This window comes from Bacillus sp. FJAT-28004 (genome assembly GCF_001280845.1).
Taxonomy (GTDB): Bacteria; Bacillota; Bacilli; order Paenibacillales; family Paenibacillaceae; genus Pristimantibacillus.
On the sequence record NZ_LGHP01000002.1, the window covers coordinates 140,150 to 160,111 of the forward strand.

The following is a 19,962-nucleotide window of genomic DNA, read 5'->3' on the forward strand; positions in this document are numbered from 1 at the left end:
CCTAGAGTTGACTATTAAACGTTTTTTACCTTTGAACGATACAGCAGCGAAGCTAAAATGAATGTATATCTTAATTAAGGAGCTGCTGTATTGCCAATAAAAAAAGAGCTTGTTATACAATTATTATCTACGGCCATTGAATGGGGATTAACAGATATTACACCTATTGAGCTTTGTGAGGGTGGGAATCTAATTATTCATCTAGCTCCTTATCCCATTGTGGCACGAATAGCTACTGTTCTCTCCGAAGCAGATGAAGAGTTTGCCTACAAGATACTGGATCGAGAGCTGAGTGTAGCGCGTTACCTCCATTCCAAGGATGTCCCCGTGTTGCTGCCAACTAGCCTTGTTGAGGCAGGACCTCATAACGTGGCCGGAGCTTGGCTTACGCTGTGGACTTATGTCCCTCCTACGGCATTACAACCTCCATCACCGAGCGAAGCTGTTGATCTCATAAACAAACTTTCCACGGCAATGAAGGACTTCGAAGGTGAAGTTCCTATGCTTGGTGTATGGGAGCGCACTTGTCAATCAGCACAAAGATTGAGAAAAAACCCCGATCAACGAATACAAGCTTTATTGCAAGTTTTTCATAATATGGATGAGCAGATGCGAGTTGAGCCAGACTTGTTACAACCAAGTCATGGGGATGCCCATGCAGGAAACTTGATACCGAGTCCAGAGGGCTGGCTCTGGATGGATTTTGAGGATGTATCCTTAATGCCCGCCTACTGGGACCTAGCCTCCTATGTTGGCAACCTTGTTTTGTTCGGCGGAACACAAGAGCCAACCTTCACATACATGCTGGAGTATTCCGAATTGGTTTCTGATCAAAAAGCTTTTGGAATTATGGTTTCCGCACGCATACTGATGTCTACATTAGGCAATTTAGATTTTGCGCTCGCAGGGCATGGTGATTTGGAGTTTGCAACGAAACAACTAGAATTAGCGGTACCCATTTTGCAGCAGATAGACCTATTAATAAATCGGCTTGTCAAAGGGGGAAATATTCCATGAGCAACGATCAATTCTACTCCATAGGCCAAGCGGCAAAGATTTGTAATATCGCTGTTCAAACGCTGCGCTTTTACGACAAGATCGGCTTGGTGATACCCAGCCATACTGACAAATCCACAGGTTATCGTTATTACTCCAATTCTGAACTTCTTTATATTAAAATCGTCCAAGACATGAAAACATTGCAATTCTCGCTTGACGAAATAAAGGCAACTTTAAAAAGTGGAAGCTTGCATAGTTTAGTAGAGAAGCTTGAATTAAAACGAAAGAACATGATTTCTGAAATTGTACAATTAGAGCAAATTGTACAATTGATTGGAAAGAGAACGAACCAAATTAATTATCTGCTGGATTTAGGCCATGAACTTAGAGACCTCGATGTTTTAGTGGAACTAAAACAATTGCCTGAGCGGTTCGTCCTATCTGATCGCAGTAGATCAGCCTGCGGGATGGAAGCGTCGGTCGTGAAGTTTACACAATTATTTCAGCGAGCTGACTCAAACGGATTCATTCCAAAACAATTGATGACGATCTACCATGAAAATATTTTGATATTCGACCGTGATGATTCCGATCTGGAATTTTGTATTTCTACTGACGCTTTGGGCGGACATGTTCCAAACGACTTTAGCCGTACCATCCCTGAAGGCGAATATATTACGGCTCTTTATTGCGGAATTCCGAACGCAGAATCGTGCAAACGGATTTATAGCAAATTGCTGGAGTGGATGGAGAAACATAACTACATCGAAACGGGTCCGTCGATTGAGCTGTATCTGGTTGATATGGCTCAAATGATGAAGCCGGAGGAGTTTATTGTGGAGCTTCAAGTTTCTGTTCGGAAAGTGTTGACCCTATAGTTACTATAGGGTTTATATTGTTTTTATCCACCAAGGATAGGGAGGAAAAAAACAATATGAATGTGATTTTGGGAACGGGTCCGCTGGGCAAGGCCGTAATGAGGGAGCTTGTTGCCCTTGGAGAACCCGTCAAAATGGTTAGTTTGAGCGGGAAAGCTACTGTGCCTTCAGGGGTGAGATTAGAGCAAGCGAATGTAATGAATAAGGATGAGACAAAGGCAATTATGAAAAAAGCAAAGATTGTCTTTCAGTGTGCGCAGCCGCCATATCAGAAATGGAATGATTTGTTTTTGCCTTTTCAGGAGCATATCGTATCGGGGGCCATAGCTGCAGGAGCAAAGCTGGTCGTTGCCGAAAACGTATATATGTATGGGCAGGTTAAAGGGAGCATGCATGAAGGTTTACCATACTCAGCCGTTACTAAAAAGGGTAAAGTACGGGCGGACATGTCCAATCGACTGCTGCAGCTCTATCAAGAGGGCAAGCTGCAGGTGACGATGGGGCGAGGAGCGGATTTTTTCGGACCGAATGTTCACAATTCTTCTGTTGGTTCGCGGATTTTCAAACGGATCGTGAAAGGCAAAGCTTGCACGGTCATGGGTAATCCGGATAAGAAGCATACGTATACGTTTATCGATGATTTTGGGAAAGCGCTTGTTGTGTTAAGTCAAAATGAGGATGCATATGGCCGTGCCTGGCATGTTCCGAATGCTGACACGGTTACAACAAGAGAGTTTGTTGAAACGGCTTATCGGCTTGCTGGATATTCTGCAAACATTCGAACGATGGGAAAAGGGATGCTTCGAATAGGGGGATTGTTCATACCGGAAGCGCGAGAAAGCATTGAAATGTTGTATCAGTTCGAGAATGATTTTATTATAGACAGCAGTCCATTTTCGAAACGGTATGGCTTGACGGCAACCCCCTTAGAGGAAGCTATAGCTAAAACATTAGAATTAACAGAGTAGAGGTTTTGAAGGCGGTACCCAGAACAGTTGGAGGTGCGCTTATGAATGAAAATAATCAATGGAATGCTAATACATTGGTGAAAATTGATCATTACAAATTTAGTGGACTGGACAGTTCTTTAATCGGTGCAATTAAATCTACGGCCGACTTTTATCAAATGCCGCTATCGGCAGCATGGATTTATGGTATGACGGGGCTTGCTTTCTTACATGTAACGGATGAAAGACTAGTTGAACCCAATGGGGGACCTCCTGAGCCGGAGGTTTTTCGACTCGTTCGCAATATTGGATTAGAGGTTCGTGGACTGCATACGTATGCGGATGGTGTAAACTTTAAGCTATTGCAAGCAGAAGCGTGGGAGAAAGCGAAACTCGCCTTACAAGCCAATCAGCCCGTTTTTTCTAAAAATATTGATATTCAAAATCAAACATCAGTCGTGTACGCCCATGATGAAAATGGTTATTATACTTATTCATGGCATACTGGGTATGAGCACAGCGAAGATGCAATACCTTGGAACTTCTTAGGTCTAAGCCGCTGTCCTTGTATAAACTGTGTGAAGGATCGAGAGTCATACGAAGGTAGAAACACGACAGGCGGTCTCATTTCTTTGCACTCGGCTGTGCCCATCCAAGCAGTAGACGAGCGGGCTGCTTTTAGAGAAGCGCTTGATTATGTTATTCGTTTAAATGAGGATGGCGCTTATCGGTGGCAGGATAAAACGTATCTAGTTGGTGCAAAAGCTTATGAACGGTGGCTGGACGCACTCGCGACCGAAACGATGGATAAATATTATTTCAGTTTATTTATCGAGATTTTGTGCGAAGCTAGGAGTCATGCCGTGCTGTTCCTGACGGAATTAAAGGGAAAAGCATCAGGTATGGAAGAACAAAGCTTAAACGAGTTAATCCATACGTATAGCGAGGTTGTCTCTCGATCTAATAAGTTGAAAGAGATGTATCCGTATCAAGAGCCGCGAGAGCGTGAAGTGAAACAAAAAGAGCAATGTATAACTATCGTTAAAGAGTTAATGACATTAGAGAATGACGCTTTCTCTATTTTAAAAGACATTTATGCTGGGGGACAATGATGATAAAATATCCGCAGTTTGAAGAAGGAGCAACGATAGGCGTAACCGCACCATCGTATGGGGTTTCTGCTCATATGCATGACTCGTTTAAGCTAGCTTGCAGTCGTATGGAGACGAAAGGGTATTCAATCATTTGCGGGGAGACGGTTTGGACGCAAAATAAAGCCAAATCATCAACAGCCAAAAAACGAGCGGATGAGTTTAATGAAATGATGAGCAGCGATCACATTGATATCATCATTCCTCCATGGGGAGGCGAGCTGTTGATTGAGATGCTTGAACATATAGATTTTAACCACTTAAATGATAAATGGATAATGGGCTATTCAGATATAAGCGTGCTGCTATTTGCGACTACGTTAAAGACAGGAATAGCGACTGCACATGGTGCTAATTTATTTGATTTAAGAGGCGAATATTCGGATGAGACGACAGCCATGTGGCAACCGGTTTTATCTACTAAGGCAGGAGAATCTATTATTCAATATTCGTCTAACAACTATCAAAAAGAATGGCAGCACGATAAACCTACACCCTATGTATTTCATTTGAACGAGCCTACATACTGGAAATCTACCTCAAACCAACAAGTGAAGACCCAAGGGCGTTTACTTGGAGGCTGTATTGATGTGATCAGACATTTAGTCGGTACACCTTATGGTGATGTATCAGCCTTTCGAGAGCAGTTTATCGATGGTGAGCCTATTTTGTGGTACCTCGAAAACTGTGAGTTATCGACAGTAGATTTACGCAGATCCTTGGTCCAAATGAAGCTGGCAGGCTGGTTTGAGCAAAGCCCATGCATTTTGTTCGGGCGGAGTCCAGCAAATCAACCCGTGGATGGTTATACTATTGAAGATGTGTATAATGAGCTCGCTGACGAGCTTCAAATTCCGATTATTTATGATGTGGATTGCGGGCATGTCCCTCCACAAATTACGCTCATAAACGGTGCCTATGCAGAAGTGGAAGTTGATGAGGGGAAAGGTATAGTCAGGCAGTATTTTAAATAGCGAAAAAAGTCAAAAAAGATGCGATTTCAGAAAAGAGATGACCCTAAGCAAGTGTGGGCACTGAAAAAGTTCCTCATAAACTAAAAAGGCACAGATCTTCAGATTTTTGAGGAATCTGTGCCTTTTTTCTGTATAATTAACTCAACTTTCGTCTAAAGAGGTCTGGATTTTCGGCATGGCCGTTGAATAATGTCACTGTACCATGATCTATTGTGCGGACTCAGCGGAAGTCCGGCTCCGTCGAGGCTGTACTCTCTCCACGACGGCGTCGCTTTGGCATAGACTCATACATAGAAGACGACGGTTCAACTCAAGCTCTTGAACAGAAATCATACAGAGGTCTGCATCTACCGGTTGAACGGTTCCTTCTTTCACCTCGATCAAGCATGTTCGGCACGTTCCATTGCGGCATGAATACGGCAACCGAACTCCCTGCCGGATGGCCGCATCGAGAATCAGCTCCTCACGGCCGACCGTAAATGTTTGATTGGAGGGCTGAATTTTGACATTAAATTCATTCATGAAACCTTACCAGCCTTAGCTTCAATCTCCACAATTTTCGCTTGTATCCGGCTATTAAACGGTTCATAGTCCCACTCTTGATGCTTGCTTACCATCCAGACTTGCCAAAGTTCAAGCATCTCTTCCTTCAAATCTTCCAATACATCCAAATCTCCATTCAGACGATGCAGCACCCACTTATGTCCGTAAGCAAGATGGATACTCTCATCCGCCCAATCGTAATCAAAGTCCTGGGAGCTTGCCGTATCTCCGGCTGCTTCGAATTCCGCTTTCAGTCCCGCTTTCCAACCCGGACCACCCGACTCGAATGCATGCAGCAATGCCAACACACCCACTTCTCCCTTGACACTCGCAGCGATGTAGTGGTCTGCTACGACTGGATAATCAATGCCGACCTCGAATCCCCAAGCCTTCATCCGCTCTTCTCCCATCATGCAGTGCCTTGATTCGTCGAATGCCCAACGGGAACAATCCAAGTAAAATTCCCAGGGCATGCCATTCCATTTCCACAACACGAACAAAGGAATCTCCGCAGCCCATATTTCATTGACATGATTGATTCCTTGCCATATTTGCCGTTCGATGAATTTTTCGGGATGCTTCGGCGGCATATGGTAAACGGCGGAAATAAACCTTGGATCCCTCCGCGGGACAGTCGGCGGGATATATTCCGGACGGTCGTTGACTTCCTGTGTGATTTCACCGCTCTTCTGATCTTTGCCGAGCAACCCGCCGATATTCTTTAAGGAGAGCTGCAGGGCTTCCCGCCATGCTTGAACTTCTTTCCCGGCAGCGGTTTCCTGCAATTGAGCGAAAAGCTCTTTGATTTCGTCCAGTTGGGACCGGATTTGCGGAGCGAATCGGCTCATGAACTCAACTGTCGGCGCATCATCCAACGGATCGGCGTCCCGAAGATATGTTTCATAAGCTTCGATCAACGCTTCCTTCGTAACGAAGTATACGGCGGTGATTAGCTCCGCATCGTTGTTGCATCTAATTAACGAAGAGAGAAATTTCGACAAATACGGATCGTGCTCTTGATCCACGTCCCTCCGCGGATATCTCATCTCTAGTACCCGGGTCCTTAATGCATCAGCCCGCAAGGAATCCTGCCATATATGGCGCGGGAGCTGCTTTTTCAATTCCCAATTGGCAATGTTTACATGGTAGCCCCCAAGCGTCCTCATCAATTCTCTCTCTACAAGATACAGCCGTTTAATCATTTCGGATGCTGCATCCACAGTACGTTTCCCGGGCATTCCCATTACAAGAACCTGCTCTTGTGTCATTTCTCATTTCCCCTTAGTTATGAACTGTGTTATTTTATTGACTTGTGATTTTCTTCATGATAGCAGTCTGAATGAAAGAAGACCATTTACGAATGTTGTAAATTCTTATATATTTGTTGAATGAATTCTTTCATATTTTCATTTTTTTCGTAGGAGGGATCGTGGTGGAGCAACTTTTTAGTATTCAGAAATTATATACATCCATCCTCATGGAATGGATGCATTATGCCAAGGTTCCCAAAGGGTGGTCGTTTCCCAATCACAAGCACTCCTTGTTTGAATTTATTTACTGCGCTTCCGGGAGAATGGAGCAGTGGGTAAATGGGCAGTCGTTTATACTGCAGGAAGGGGATTCCCTCATCATCAAGTACGGCCACGTTCACCATACCGCCGAGCTTACAGAAGACACTGAGTTTTTTGTGTTCCATTTTGATATGGATATGAAGGAAGTACAGACGATATTTCAGGTTGTTCCGAATCCGCATATTCCGTCCGGTCAGGAGGATAACGGCATTTGTTCCGTCAGCCGACGAGTCAGGGATTTCCTGGATGAATTTAAAGAACTGTTGATACATCATAACGATCTAGCAGAGTATGTCGACAATCGGATGGAGCAGTCCGTGAAGCTTCTTCGGATGCAGATGCGCGTAATTGACCTGATCTGTTTAATTGCGGAGCACTTTACCAGGGAATCGAGTGTTTACTTAAACAGCTCCATGAGTCCAGCACAAATCAACCTTGCCCATGAAGTGGCATTCCAGCTCGAATCGCATTCGGGAGAACGACTGCAAATTAATGAACTGGCGGAAAAAACCGGCTTCCACCGCTCCTACGTGAGCAGCTGCTTCAAAGAAGTATACGGAATCTCACCTCGTAAGTACTTAACGAAGATTAAAGTCCGAACAGCTAAGCAGCTATTGCAAAATACGGAGTTAACCGTTACTGAAATCGCAGAAAAGCTGGAATTTTCTTCTCCCGCGCACTTTAGTAAATTTTTCCTAAACAACGTGGGCTTACCCCCTCTAAAATACCGGAACCAACTTTACCAATATTCTAATCATCCGATAAAATCAAATGATGACATCACTGAAAAGGAGTTATTATAATGGGTGCTAAGAAAATGATCGATGGTATTCCGAGATTTTCCTGGAACTCAATTCGCTTCAAGCTGGTCATCGTCATACTACTCATCCTCGTCCCTCTGATCTCCCTGCTCATTTATTTGAGTGATTACGCCGTTCATGTCGTCCGAAGTCAAATTGCCGAATCCAACAAAAACTTAATATCGCTATACATGGGACAGATCGATAATAGTTTAGAGGTTGTCGACGAGTATTTGATCAATCTCATGCTAGAGGGTGCAGACCGGAAAGACCTACAGTACTTTACAAAAGACTCGGACCGTTATTATTTGGCCATTACACGACTAAGCAACAAGATAACGAACATTCTATCCTATCAACCGATAGACGGCTTCTTTATTTACTCTACCACCGGGCAGGATTATATAGGATCATCTTCAGCAAAAACAACTTTTGAGGAGAGGCAAAACGTAAGGACATTTATCGAACAGATGGATAAAACCGATACCGATCCAAAAGAAATGTATCAAAAAGGCTGGTTTGTGAAGCAATTCGAAGCCAATCATTACCTGTTTCGCCTGCTAAAACAAGATGATAGTTATGTAGGGGCATGGATCAAAATGGATAACTTAATGATACCTCTCAAATTAATAAATATTGGCGAGAAAGGTGCATCTTTGTTTGTGAACGACCGCGGCGAGCCGATGGTCAACCCTGAATTTGTACACAATAATAGTATTGTATTGAGTCAGAACCTTCACGATTATTATCTAACCGGAACGAAGAATCGTTATTTAGCGGTCGGCAAACATTCCTCAAAAGGAGAGTTCAGCTTATATGCGTTTATACCGGATGAGAAAATACTTGAGAATTTGCCGAAACTGAGAAAAATCATTATTTTCATGCTTCTTGGGGCGGTCATTTTGTTTCCAATTTGTATTCTGCTCTTGAGAAAATCATTACTTGTTCCTATTAGAAGATTGCTGCAAGCGATGAAACAGATTAGGGACGGAAATCTGGACGTCCGGATTAAACCGTTTTCAACGTCGAACGAATTCCAAATCGTTAACGATACATTCAACAATATGATGTCCCAAATTCAAGATTTGAAAAACAATGTATATGAGGAACAACTGAATAAACAGAAGGCTGAGCTGCAGCATTTGCAGCTGCAAATTAACCCACATTTTTACATGAATTCGCTGAATATTTTGTATACGCTTGCACGGACGAAGAATATTGTGCTTATTGAAGAAATGTCCTTATGTTTAATCCAGTATTTCCGTTATATGTTTAGGAATAATCTGGATTATGTTTCTTTAAACGATGAGTTGAAGCATGTACGCAACTATATCCGAATCCAGGAGTTAAGATTTCCTGATTATTTGAACTGCGAGATTGAGGCTCCTGAGTTTCTGCTTTCAACTCCCATACCACCGTTAGTCATCCAGACTTTTGTAGAAAATACGGTTAAGCATGCGGTTACAATGGATGAGCCTATCCTGCTGTCGATACGGGTTGAATTGTATAATCGTGCTGAGGAGCCCTGTTTGTTCATCAAGATAACAGATACGGGAAAGGGTTTCAATGACGACGTTCTGAGGATGATTCATAAAGGCAAGCGCATTGTGAACGAAGAAGGAGAGCGTATCGGAATATGGAACGTTCAGCAAAGGCTTCAACTGTTGTATCAGAACCGCGCACAAGTTTCATTTGCAAATGCGGCTCCTTCAGGCGCTGAAATCGAGATCGTGCTGCCTTTACAACCAGATATAAGAAATAGGGTGTTTTAAATGCTACAAGTGCTTATTGTGGATGATGAAATCATCGTCGCGGAAGCGGCAAAAACAGTTATTGATTGGGGGGAATTTGGCGTTACGTCCCTCTTTACCGCTTATAATATCCGGCAAGCAAAAGAAACATTGGACAAGCATCCGATTGACATCATGTTATGTGATATCGAAATGCCTCAGGGAAACGGGCTGGAGCTAATAGCCTGGGTAAGGGATCATTATCCGAAGACCGTATCCATCATTATGACCTGTCATGCCGATTTTAAATTTGCACAGCAGGCTGTACAGTTAGGCAGCTTCGATTACTTGTTGAAGCCGGTTCCGCCCGATGATATGGCGAACATTGTCGCTAAAGCCATCGATAAAATCAATAAAGAGAGTGAAATGATGCAGTACAACCAGTTCGGACAATATTGGTTCCAGCATCAGCCGTTTCTTGCCGAACGGTTTTGGCTAGATATCATTCATCAAACCATTCCTTCGAACCCCGAGGCGATTAAAAAGGCTGCCATGGAAAGAAATATTCCTATTGTGGATCAATTAATCATACTACCGATCTTAATTAGTGTGCAGCGATATCATAAAGAATTGAATATGCGCGAAGAGAAGATTTTGGAATTCGCTTTAAGAAATAGTGCCGAAGAGATGATTCTTGATCTGGGGAACTTCCAAATCATTTCTTTGACTGAAAGAAAATTGCTTGCTATATTGCCGTTTGAAGACAAGTTGACTTTCGAAAAGCTGAAAAAAAGCTGCGAATCATACATCACGTCATGCAACCATTATTTCTATTGCGATCTTTCCTGCTATATCGGAGATCAAGTATACAGTCATGAACTGCAAGAGATGTTTCAACAGTTATTCCTTATGGAAAAGAATAATGTCGCTCACAATAATAAGGTTTACATATTAAGTAAGCAAGCTACAAAAAGCGTCGCGATCCCGATGCCAGATATGAACTTATGGTCTGTTATGCTTAAAGAGAACTTGAAACAAAAACTGATCGCCGAAGCGGAGACCTTTCTCGAACGGTTAATCAACACGGAGGGTATGGACGCGAAGACGCTGCATAATTTCCAACAAGATTTCCTACAGATGGTTTATTTCGTTCTCAAGCTCAAAGGCATCCAGGCCCGGAAGTTGTTCAGCGATACGTATTCTAGGGATCTACTAGCTCGTGCGACCCGTTCTGTGTTAGATATGATCACATGGATTAATCACATGGTCAGCAAAGCAGTGCAGTATGCAACGGCTGTAGAGCAGTCACAATCCATCATGGACAAAGTCATCAAGTATATTTCACTCCATTTGGATACAAAGGACCTGTCCCGGGAAGAAATCGCGAACCATTTCTTTTTGAACCCGGATTATTTGGACAGAGTCTCCAAGAATGAGATCGGAATGTCTGTGACGAAATATCTGGAACAGGAACGTCTCAAAATCGCGCAAGAGCTCCTTTCCAAAACGGACATGCTCGTGAGCGCGATTGCCGCCCATGTTGGATATTCGAATCTGTCACATTTTTCTAAGCGATTTAAGATACTTACCCATATGAATCCCATTGAATATCGACAGCTAACTAGTCGAAATCGGACAAACGACAAGTCGAAAATGGAGCAGAAAGCTTCTAATGATAGCGCTATACTAAAAACAGATTCGAAGTAATCGAGTCGAAATTACAAGCTGTGGGGGATTAATATGAAAAAGATTGGTTGGATAACTCTTCTTTTGTCACTGATGCTGTTCGTTTCAGCCTGTAGCGGCAACTCCAACGGTAACATAAGCAAAAACGTAGGGAATACGGGCACTGATGCCGTAAGTGAAGAGCCGTACGAGATTGTTTACGCATTCCCTTTTTGGGGAAGCGTTCCGAAAGACCTTCAATTGGTACAAGATGAAATCAACAAAATAACCAAGGAGAAAATTAATGTAACACTAAAATTACTACCGATCAACGGAAGCACAATGGATAACCAAATCAACATGATGATGGTAAGCGACGAGAAGCTTGACTTGTTTCTAATGTTCAACTACAGTACCCAAGTTGCGAATGGGAAACTCTATCCGATTGGCAAGATCATGGAGCAGAACGGCAAAGGCATTATTGATGCTCTGGGAAAAGAGTATTACAACGCTACCAAAATTAAGAGTGAAAGTTATGGTGTGCCTAGTATTCGCGATATGGCACAAGATCATGGATATGAAATTAGAAAAGATTTGGTGGAGAAACACAACATTGATTTAAGTCAAGTGAAAACGTTTGGGGATTTAGAGAAGATCTTCCGTATCATCAAAGAAAAAGAGCCAAATATGGTAGCTATGAAACCCAGTAGTATCGGTTCAATTGACACACTAGATAACTCTCTAGGAGTATTGATGAATAACGGTCAAACGAACTTTGAAGTTGTTAACTGGTTCGCTACGGATGAATATAAACAGTTTCTGAAGACGATGAGAAAATGGTATCAAGAAGGCTACATTTTGAAGGATGCCGCTCAAAACAAAGAATCGAATATAACTCTTATTAAAGCAGGCAAAATTGCAGGCGCTATGTCGCATATGAAACCTGGATTTGAAGCTCAAGAGAGCCGGGCAATCGGCAAGGAAATGGTCGCCGTCAGAGTAATTCCTGCAACTGCGCAAACAAGCACAGTAACGAACGTGGTGTTGGGTGTAGCAGCAAATTCAGAAAAGCCTGAAAAAGTTGTCCAATTCTTGAATCTGATGTATACCGATAAAGACATCGTGAACTTGTTTGACTGGGGTATTGAAGGCAAGCACTACGTGAAATTGAATGGTCAAGAGAACGTGATAAAGTATCCGGATGGCGTGGACGTCAATAATGCTGGATACTCCGGTGCCAGTTGGATGCATGGCAACCAATTATTGTCGTATGTTTTCGAAGGCGATGATCCGGAAATTTACAAAAAACTAGAAGAGTTTAACCAAACAGCCCTCAGATCGAAAGCTCTAGGTTTTTCATTTGACGCTGATCCGGTGAAAGCAGAAGTTGCAGCATGCATGGCGGTGCTGGAGCAATACCGATTACCTCTGGAGGTCGGTGTATTGGATGTAGACAAAACGCTTCCCGAATTTTTGAAAAAGCTTGAAGATGCGGGAATTAACAAAATTATTCAGGAGAAGCAAAAGCAATTGGATTTATGGGTGAAAGAGAATAACGTCAAATAGTTAAATATGAAATGTATCCGATAATCTTATGTTCACAATCCATTCTACCGTTTAGTAGATTGGATTGTGTGCTTTAACCGTGCGGATTACAGAGATCTTATTAACAAAATGGAAGTGATGGAAATGGAACGAGCAGTTCAAATAACGATAAAGCAAAAACCAGACAGAAAGAAATTTAAGAAACTAAAGAAATATTTCCCTTTATTTCTTCTCATGATTCCAGGGTTACTATATCTCATAATCAACAACTATTTGCCGATGTTCGGAATGTTCATCGCATTCAAAGACATCGACTATTCCAAGGGGCTTCTCGGCAGTGAGTGGGTTGGTTTTAAAAACTTTGAATATTTGTTTAAGACCTCGGACGCCTTTATTATTACGAGAAACACGATAATGTATAACATCGTATTTATCGTGATCGGGACGATCCTCTCCATCGGGATTGCCCTTTTGTTGAATGATATCCGCAACAAAATTCTTAACCGCTTTTATCAAAGTATCATCGTATTACCCCACTTGATCTCCTTCGTTATTGTTAGTTATCTCGTATATGCGCTATTCAGTATTGATAGTGGACTTATGAACAAGACCATTCTGCCGATGTTAGGAATTAGTGAAATTTCTTGGTATACAGAAGCGAAATATTGGCCATTCATTCTAACGATTGTTCATTTATGGAAATCTATTGGGTTGTCTTGCATCATTTACTTGGCTTCGATCATTAGTATTGATCCGGAGTACTACGAAGCAGCAAAGTTAGACGGCGCATCCAGGTGGCAGCAAATCCGATCGATTACGCTTCCACTCATCACACCGGTTATCGCGATGCTTACCCTGCTTGCAATCGGACGCATTTTCTATGCCGACTTCGGATTGTTCTATCAAGTCCCGATGAATTCAGGAGCAGTAGCGGATACAACCAACGTTATCGATACATATGTATTCCGCGCTCTGATGACAACTGGTGATATCGGTATGTCTTCCGCAGCAGGTATCTATCAATCGATCATCGGTTTTGTTCTCGTTATGTTATCGAACTATATCGTTCGAAAAGTAAATAGAGAGAATGCTTTATTCTAATTGGCAGGGGGGTAAACTATGGAATTTGAAAATAAAAGCTACCAGTGGATCGCCAGCTGCATCATGATGACCTTATCCATCGCATGCCTAATTCCTTTCATTCTTCTCATAATGTCCTCCATAGCGAGTGAAGATAGTATCATTCAGCACGGTTACTCCTTCTTTCCGGTGGAATTCAGTTTAGATGCATATGATTATTTGTGGCATCATGGATCCGAGCTCGGCAGAGCTTATGGTATTACTATTCTCGTAACGGTCATTGGGACGGCTGTAAGTCTTGCGATTACTTCCATGCTCGCTTATCCGTTGTCCCGAAGTGACATGCCGCTCAAATATTTTTGGTCGTTTCTAGTATTCTTTACGCTACTTTTCAATGGAGGATTCGTTCCAAGTTATTTGATCTATACGCAAATTTTTGACATCAAAAATACGATTTGGGCACTGATTGTCCCAGGATTGCTAATGAACGGATTTAACGTTTTGCTTGTGAGAACCTTCTTTAAAACTTCGATCCCATCTGCGCTGATAGAAGCCGCGAGTATTGACGGAGCGAGCGAAATAAAAATTTTCTACCGCATTGTGCTTCCGCTATCGCTGCCGATTATGGTGACGATCGGTTTGTTTCAAACGATTACGTATTGGAACGATTGGTTCAACGGTCTAACCTATATAACGGATTCGAAATACTTCAGTATTCAGATGATTCTAAACAAAATGATAACGGATATTGAGTTCTTAACGAGCAACAGCAATCTTGCTGGAAACGCGAGCCAAGAGCTTGCCCAAATCCCAAGCACATCGGTACGTATGGCGATTGCCGTGATAGGGGTTCTGCCTATTATGATCGCGTATCCGTTCTTCCAGAAATATTTCATCAAAGGCATTACAATTGGCTCAGTCAAATAATTGTTCAGTTTTTCTTCTCCACTCGTGATTAGGAGAATCTTGATAAGCGAGGATACCGAAACGAACGGCAAGGTTTATTTTCCCTCACCATTCATAAGTCCCTAATTTACAATTCCAATGTTAAAATGTAACCCTTCTGTAACAACGTCTTCATCTTCCGCTAATGTTAGCAGGGTATGATGTTACTAACCCCTTTTTATTGATATAAGACTCTCGGAATCAAAGATTCCGCGCTAGCTCTGGCCTGACGGCTAGGGCTTTTTATTGTTTCACCCCCAAAATTGGGTGGGAACACATCTTCCTCTTGACTTTTTCAAAGCACCTCAATAATCACTAAGAAGGCATTTCCTACTGCCTATCTTGTAAAATTTGGGTGATGTTGATGATTCCTCTAGCTCGTTCGCACGATGAGTACCGTCGATTTGTTTCAGAACAATTGAACCGGATATACCCTTCGTCAAAGGCTTTCTTGCAAGACTTCTTTGCTGACCAGATTTTCTGGATCACGTCCATCGATCTTTCTAAGATGGCTTCACTAATGAAGCACCGCTATTCACCCAAGAAAACGGGTAAGCAACCGCTTGGTCCCGCCGACCTTCCTCGAAGCTTGTTACTCATGGTTAAACAACACATCACTAGCGTTGACGATTGGGTGAGACAACTTCGCATGATGCCCATCTATGCCATTCTTAGCGACTTTACTCCATAAGCAACGCCCGGAGTACGTACTTTCTAAGACTTCTTTAAATGATTGTGGCTAGCACCCTCCGCCCACTTGTCCGGCCTTAACAAACGGAGACTCAAGAAACCGCGTTAGAAAGGCAAGAAGAACGAAAAGATGACTCCACGAAATCCCAAAAAAAAGAGAAAAACTTCCTCACAAGTGGTCTTTTTTTGTGTTGGAGGGGCTGAGCGGAGGGGGAGCCGAGGTTTCGAGCAGTCTTAACGGACATCAGTTCCGTTAAATTATAATCCAACTGGGTTGTGAGATTATTACGGACATAAAAGCCGTTATTTGTGAAGTTTCACCCGGAATGACACGGAATTAAAGCAAATAGCGGAACCTATGTCCGCAAAACCTTTAAAATGGGGTGATTTGCACAAATAGCGGAACCTATGTCCATGACTAGACGATGCGCATGAATAAGCAAGCCGTATACAAGGCAGATGAGTCGCTGAAAGCCAAATTCCCTGTCAAGAACACCAAGGATATCCTTGAAGACGAAATCACTTATTGCCAAAAACTCATCACAGTGCTTGAAGCAGAAGGCGGCAATTGCGAGCTCCCGAAGATTAAAGAACCGTTGAACCTGTTGAAAGAAGCGGAGGCAGACGACATAGAACAGCTGCGGATCTCGGAAGATCATGATGCTAAGGTGAGACATAAGAGCGCGGACTCCTCGTTCTTCGGCTACAAGACCCGCATTGTCATAACCGAGTAACGGATTATTACAGCCGCTGTTGTTACAACGGGAGAAAAGAATGACGGTAAAAAACTACAGACATTAACAAAGATGCAGGAATGTAAGTATGTAAAGCCGGTCACATGGCCATTCGAAAAGCTCGGCATGGAAAAAAAGGAATTGGAAGAAACTAAATCGAAACATACTTCTTCGATGTAGAAGTATGCAAACGGTGTCCGTTTAAAAAAGGTTGCTACACCGAAGGTGCAAAAAGAAAAACCTACTCTGTCAGCATTAAGTCTGACGAACACGCCGAACAGATGGCGTTTCAGGAAACCGAATACTTCAAAGCAAAAGCGAAGGAACGCTACAAGATTGAAGCAAAGAACAGTGAACTAAAACACAGACACGGGTACAATGTAGCAACTTCCTCGGGTCTAATTGGCATGCAATTACAAGGCGCTATGGCCATATTCGCGGTAAATCAAAAGAGGATAGTGAAACTGAAGAATTAAGAAACAAGCTCTAAAAGGGCTTCAACAAAAAACACGACCTCAGTATTCCAAAAAAACGGAAAACCGGGTCGTGTTTTTTCATATCATAATTCAAACGCAAAAGAATCGTAAGTTCTTCAGTGGCCTCATGCAAGATAGGGTCATCTTTTTTTTTTGCGTCTTCAGATACCAAAAACTTTGAAAGTCCGAACCCGAGCATAGTGAAATTAGTACAGATTTCTTTCTGATATATTGGTCATGCAGCAGTAATTCAATAGGTTTGCACCCTGATAATCAGGGCGGGAAAGCGGGGAAAATGAATTCGGGGGTTGGCCGTGAATAAAAATTGGATCTTTTAGAGTTAACGTTCAATAATAGATGCTCCGAATATATTAAAACGGAGCTTTCGCCGAGGAATCTATTGTAGAATGGTTCATAGATAAGGGTGAATCGATATTTACAACATGGTTATACCCGTCACCTGACGGCAACGGACTCGATTTTTTTACGAGCGGAGGAGCAGCTCTGTTTCAAGAGATAAGCAATGATAAGATGAGATCGATTTGGGATGATTAAAAATTACGAGCGAGGATAGGTGAGTGGGTTGGGGAATACGACAAGCAAACATGATGTTCATCAGGCTTTTATCGCAAAGGCTGAAGAAGCGCTAAACGTGAATGTAAAAACGATGGATAATACATACCGGCTTCATTATCACATGATGCCGCCCGCAGGCTGGATGAACGACCCGAACGGTATGATTTATTTTGACGGGCATTATCATCTGTTTTATCAACATGATCCTTATCAAGCGAAACAAGGGCCAATGCATTGGGGACATGCTAGAAGCAAGGATTTGGTTCGCTGGGAGCATTTGCCGGTTGCGCTTGCACCGTCTGAGGATTACGACAAAGGGGAGCATGGCGGACAAGGGTGTTGGTCAGGAAGCGCCGTGGATAACAACGGGGTATTAACGCTCATTTATACTGGACATGTTGATGGTAAAATACCAGAAGAGGTGCAATCTCTGGCGACTAGCACGGACGGTGTGACGTTCCATAAGTACGCAGCTAATCCGGTAATTGGCGATTCACCAGACGCACAGCGGTTTGGCTTCCGTGATCCGAAGGTGTGGAAGCATGAAGACAAATGGTATATGGTTGTTGGTTATGGTAAAGATGGACTTGGCAAAGGAATCATCTACACGTCGAGCGATCTGCTCAGTTGGGAATATCAAGGTGCTGCGGCCCAGAGCGATGGTACGATGGGGGATATGTGGGAATGTCCAGATCTATTCCCGCTTGGAGAAGGAAATCAGCATACTCTGCTTATCTCCCCAATGAATATTGCACCTATCAAAAACTTGTATTTGTCAGGAACTTTCGATTACGATAGCTGCCGCTTTGAGAAGCAGCATGTTGGGCAAATCGACTACGGCTTCGATTTCTATGCGCCGCAGACTCTGAAAGATGATCAAGGCAGAAGAATTATGATTGCTTGGATGAACATATGGGGAGCTACGATGCCAGAGCAGGCACATGGCTGGCTTGGCGGAATGACGCTGCCGCGCGAGCTGACGCTGGCAGCAGATGGAACGGTGCGAAGCAATCCGGTGCCGGAACTCACCGCGCTGCGTGGACAACATGTTACTGCGGCTGATGTAGTTCTAGCAGACGATAAACTCGTAATGATAGATGGCGTTCAAGGAGATTCAATCGAAATGGATATCGTTTTTGATTTGGCTGGCACAGATGCGACAGAGGTTGGCATTCGTGTTCGCAGCTCAGAGGATGGGACAGCGTATACGGAAATCAGCTATTCCATAAGCGAGCAAAAGGTATATATGGACCGCAATCTTGGCGGAGCAGGCGATGGCGGAATTAGTGCAGCACCTCTGGAAATGCTGGCAGACGGACGCTTGCAGCTTAGGCTGTTTCTTGATCGTTCTTCTATTGAGCTATTTGCAGATGAAGGCCGTATCGCGATCACAAATCGGATTTATCCGAGACCAGATGATGCGGGTATCTCCTTCTTCGCTCGTGGTGGTGCGGCGAAGATTGAAAAGTTAGATGTTTGGGAGTTGGGTTCAATTTGGTAACAAATGATAATGCTGAAATCGTTAAAGAATTGGATGTTGTTGCGCTTGGTGAGCTGCTGATTGATTTCACGCCGCATGGTGTATCGGATCAGGGACAGCCTTTGTTCGAGCGAAATCCAGGCGGAGCACCAGCGAATGTGCTGGCTGCCTTGGCTAAGCTGGATCGCAGAACCGCTTTTATTGGAGCGGTAGGCGAGGATGCATTCGGTCATTATTTGACAGATGTGCTGGAGCAAGGAAGTATTGGGACGGAGGGGCTTAAACTTACGTTAGAGGCAAAAACGACACTTGCTTTTGTCCATTTGGATGCAAGTGGTGACCGTTCCTTTTCATTCTACCGTCAACCCGGTGCCGACCATATGCTGCGTGAGGAAGATGTAAACCGCGAGCTGATCGATTCCGCGAAAATCTTCCATTATGGCTCGATCTCGATGACTCATGAGCCGTCTCGGACAGCAACGCTTAGTACTGCTGCTTATGCGAGAAGCCAAGGGCTGCTCATCTCTTATGATCCCAACCTGCGTATATCGCTTTGGGAAAATGAACAAATCGCGAAAGAACGTATCATAAAAGGGCTCCAGTATGCGGATGTGGTGAAGCTTTCGGAGGAGGAGCTTTTGTTCTTAACAGGGACGAGCGACCTCGATACGGGAACGAAGCAGCTGGTAGAGCAATTCCCATCGCTGCGGCTGCTGTTTGTTACACTTGGACCTGATGGGAGTTATTGCCGAGCAGGCGAAGCAACAGCTTCACATGGTGGCTATAAAGTAGAAGTACAAGATACAACGGGTGCTGGTGATGCCTTCTTGGGAGGTATTCTGTATACCCTTCTTAACAAGGGTGGAGCTGCACAAACCGAGTGGACGGCTGAGCAGTTGGAATCGATGCTCTCATTTGCCAACGCAATGGGCGCGCTAGCTGCGACCGGCAAAGGGGCAATCCCTTCCATGCCGACGCTGGAAGCAATTATGTCTCTCGCGAATGCGTAAGTGATTGATTAGTCTTAGTATGCAGTAGGGTGAAGAGCAATAAGCGCGAATTCGCGCTTATTGCTCTTTTTTGAGTCAAAAGCCGAAAGGTTATCGGTAACGAATCGTGGTTTGGCTTATATCGCGTGTAGTTCATGTTTATACTATAATGATAGTTATGCGTGATTG

General features: G+C 43.4%; 16 protein-coding genes and 1 pseudogene. 15 read left to right on the forward strand and 2 right to left on the reverse strand.

Annotated features, from left to right (window positions below; genetic code table 11):
• The first annotated feature begins 90 nt into the window (after nucleotides 1-90).
• From AC787_RS22990 to AC787_RS23010, 5 genes are read left to right on the forward strand one after another with little or no spacing between them, the layout of a single operon-like run.
• Nucleotides 91-1,017: a phosphotransferase gene (locus tag AC787_RS22990; protein WP_054027313.1), complete on the forward strand. Its 927-nt coding sequence runs from the start codon at nucleotides 91-93 to the stop codon at nucleotides 1,015-1,017.
• A complete protein-coding gene (locus tag AC787_RS22995; RefSeq protein ID WP_054027314.1) occupies nucleotides 1,014-1,877 on the forward strand; it encodes a MerR family transcriptional regulator in 864 nt (287 codons plus the stop codon). Before AC787_RS22990 ends, AC787_RS22995 begins: the two co-directional genes overlap by 4 nt.
• Nucleotides 1,878-1,933: 56 nt before the next feature.
• Nucleotides 1,934-2,845 (forward strand): NAD-dependent epimerase/dehydratase family protein, encoded by a 912-nt coding sequence (locus AC787_RS23000; RefSeq protein WP_082361068.1) that lies wholly within the window; start codon nucleotides 1,934-1,936, stop codon nucleotides 2,843-2,845.
• A gap of 41 nt (nucleotides 2,846-2,886) precedes the next feature.
• Nucleotides 2,887-3,936, forward strand: a complete 1,050-nt coding sequence (locus AC787_RS23005; RefSeq protein ID WP_054027315.1) for a hypothetical protein — start codon at nucleotides 2,887-2,889, stop codon at nucleotides 3,934-3,936.
• Nucleotides 3,936-4,949, forward strand: coding sequence for a S66 peptidase family protein (locus tag AC787_RS23010; protein WP_054027316.1), 1,014 nt, complete (start codon nucleotides 3,936-3,938; stop codon nucleotides 4,947-4,949). Before AC787_RS23005 ends, AC787_RS23010 begins: the two co-directional genes overlap by 1 nt.
• A gap of 207 nt (nucleotides 4,950-5,156) precedes the next feature.
• Here the strand turns inward: AC787_RS23010 and AC787_RS23015 are convergent, their stop codons facing one another.
• Complete coding sequence (locus tag AC787_RS23015) at nucleotides 5,157-5,471, reverse strand: 2Fe-2S iron-sulfur cluster-binding protein (protein ID WP_054027317.1); 315 nt, start codon at nucleotides 5,469-5,471, stop codon at nucleotides 5,157-5,159.
• Entirely contained in the window at nucleotides 5,468-6,760 is a 1,293-nt protein-coding gene (locus AC787_RS23020; RefSeq protein WP_054027318.1) for a DUF455 family protein, read from the reverse strand. The genes AC787_RS23015 and AC787_RS23020 overlap by 4 nt, the downstream gene beginning before the upstream one ends.
• A 164-nt stretch (nucleotides 6,761-6,924) precedes the next feature.
• Here AC787_RS23020 and AC787_RS23025 point away from each other — a divergent pair, with 164 nt between their 5' ends.
• From AC787_RS23025 to AC787_RS23075, 10 genes and pseudogenes are all read left to right on the forward strand, one after another.
• On the forward strand, nucleotides 6,925-7,866 hold the full coding sequence (locus AC787_RS23025; RefSeq protein ID WP_054027319.1) for a helix-turn-helix domain-containing protein: 942 nt from the start codon (nucleotides 6,925-6,927) through the stop codon (nucleotides 7,864-7,866).
• Entirely contained in the window at nucleotides 7,866-9,635 is a 1,770-nt protein-coding gene (locus AC787_RS23030) for a sensor histidine kinase (RefSeq protein WP_054027320.1), read from the forward strand. The genes AC787_RS23025 and AC787_RS23030 overlap by 1 nt, the downstream gene beginning before the upstream one ends.
• Complete coding sequence (locus AC787_RS23035) at nucleotides 9,636-11,300, forward strand: response regulator (RefSeq protein ID WP_063847663.1); 1,665 nt, start codon at nucleotides 9,636-9,638, stop codon at nucleotides 11,298-11,300. It abuts the gene before it with no gap.
• A gap of 33 nt (nucleotides 11,301-11,333) precedes the next feature.
• A complete protein-coding gene (locus AC787_RS23040; RefSeq protein ID WP_054027321.1) occupies nucleotides 11,334-12,824 on the forward strand; it encodes an ABC transporter substrate-binding protein in 1,491 nt (496 codons plus the stop codon).
• Between the two features lie 123 nt (nucleotides 12,825-12,947).
• The gene (locus tag AC787_RS23045) at nucleotides 12,948-13,904 is read left to right on the forward strand and encodes an ABC transporter permease (protein WP_054027322.1); all 957 of its coding nucleotides are present in this window, start codon (nucleotides 12,948-12,950) and stop codon (nucleotides 13,902-13,904) included.
• A gap of 18 nt (nucleotides 13,905-13,922) precedes the next feature.
• Nucleotides 13,923-14,810 (forward strand): carbohydrate ABC transporter permease, encoded by an 888-nt coding sequence (locus AC787_RS23050; RefSeq protein WP_054027323.1) that lies wholly within the window; start codon nucleotides 13,923-13,925, stop codon nucleotides 14,808-14,810.
• A 1,145-nt stretch (nucleotides 14,811-15,955) separates the two neighbouring features.
• Nucleotides 15,956-16,728: pseudogene (locus AC787_RS33385) on the forward strand (transposase); the annotation flags it as partial.
• A 399-nt stretch (nucleotides 16,729-17,127) separates the two neighbouring features.
• Nucleotides 17,128-17,283, forward strand: coding sequence for a GH32 C-terminal domain-containing protein (locus AC787_RS35425; protein ID WP_161807576.1), 156 nt, complete (start codon nucleotides 17,128-17,130; stop codon nucleotides 17,281-17,283).
• Nucleotides 17,284-17,302: 19 nt separating this feature from the next.
• Nucleotides 17,303-18,805, forward strand: coding sequence for a glycoside hydrolase family 32 protein (locus AC787_RS23070; RefSeq protein WP_152970734.1), 1,503 nt, complete (start codon nucleotides 17,303-17,305; stop codon nucleotides 18,803-18,805).
• The gene (locus AC787_RS23075) at nucleotides 18,799-19,794 is read left to right on the forward strand and encodes a PfkB family carbohydrate kinase (protein ID WP_235561098.1); all 996 of its coding nucleotides are present in this window, start codon (nucleotides 18,799-18,801) and stop codon (nucleotides 19,792-19,794) included. Before AC787_RS23070 ends, AC787_RS23075 begins: the two co-directional genes overlap by 7 nt.
• Nucleotides 19,795-19,962: the final 168 nt, after the last annotated feature.

What these genes read in the sequence shown, in the direction of transcription:
- AC787_RS23045 (WP_054027322.1), top strand. Translation starts at nt 12,948, where the DNA reads ATGGAACGAGCAGTTCAAATAACGATAAAGCAAAAACCAGACAGAAAG.
- AC787_RS23035 (WP_063847663.1), top strand. Translation starts at nt 9,636, where the DNA reads ATGCTACAAGTGCTTATTGTGGATGATGAAATCATCGTCGCGGAAGCG.
- AC787_RS23015 (WP_054027317.1), bottom strand. Translation starts at nt 5,471, where the DNA reads ATGAATGAATTTAATGTCAAAATTCAGCCCTCCAATCAAACATTTACG.
- AC787_RS22995 (WP_054027314.1), top strand. Translation starts at nt 1,014, where the DNA reads ATGAGCAACGATCAATTCTACTCCATAGGCCAAGCGGCAAAGATTTGT.
- AC787_RS23000 (WP_082361068.1), top strand. Translation starts at nt 1,934, where the DNA reads ATGAATGTGATTTTGGGAACGGGTCCGCTGGGCAAGGCCGTAATGAGG.
- AC787_RS23020 (WP_054027318.1), bottom strand. Translation starts at nt 6,760, where the DNA reads ATGACACAAGAGCAGGTTCTTGTAATGGGAATGCCCGGGAAACGTACT.
- AC787_RS23005 (WP_054027315.1), top strand. Translation starts at nt 2,887, where the DNA reads ATGAATGAAAATAATCAATGGAATGCTAATACATTGGTGAAAATTGAT.
- AC787_RS23050 (WP_054027323.1), top strand. Translation starts at nt 13,923, where the DNA reads ATGGAATTTGAAAATAAAAGCTACCAGTGGATCGCCAGCTGCATCATG.
- AC787_RS23040 (WP_054027321.1), top strand. Translation starts at nt 11,334, where the DNA reads ATGAAAAAGATTGGTTGGATAACTCTTCTTTTGTCACTGATGCTGTTC.
- AC787_RS23030 (WP_054027320.1), top strand. Translation starts at nt 7,866, where the DNA reads ATGGGTGCTAAGAAAATGATCGATGGTATTCCGAGATTTTCCTGGAAC.
- AC787_RS23010 (WP_054027316.1), top strand. Translation starts at nt 3,936, where the DNA reads ATGATAAAATATCCGCAGTTTGAAGAAGGAGCAACGATAGGCGTAACC.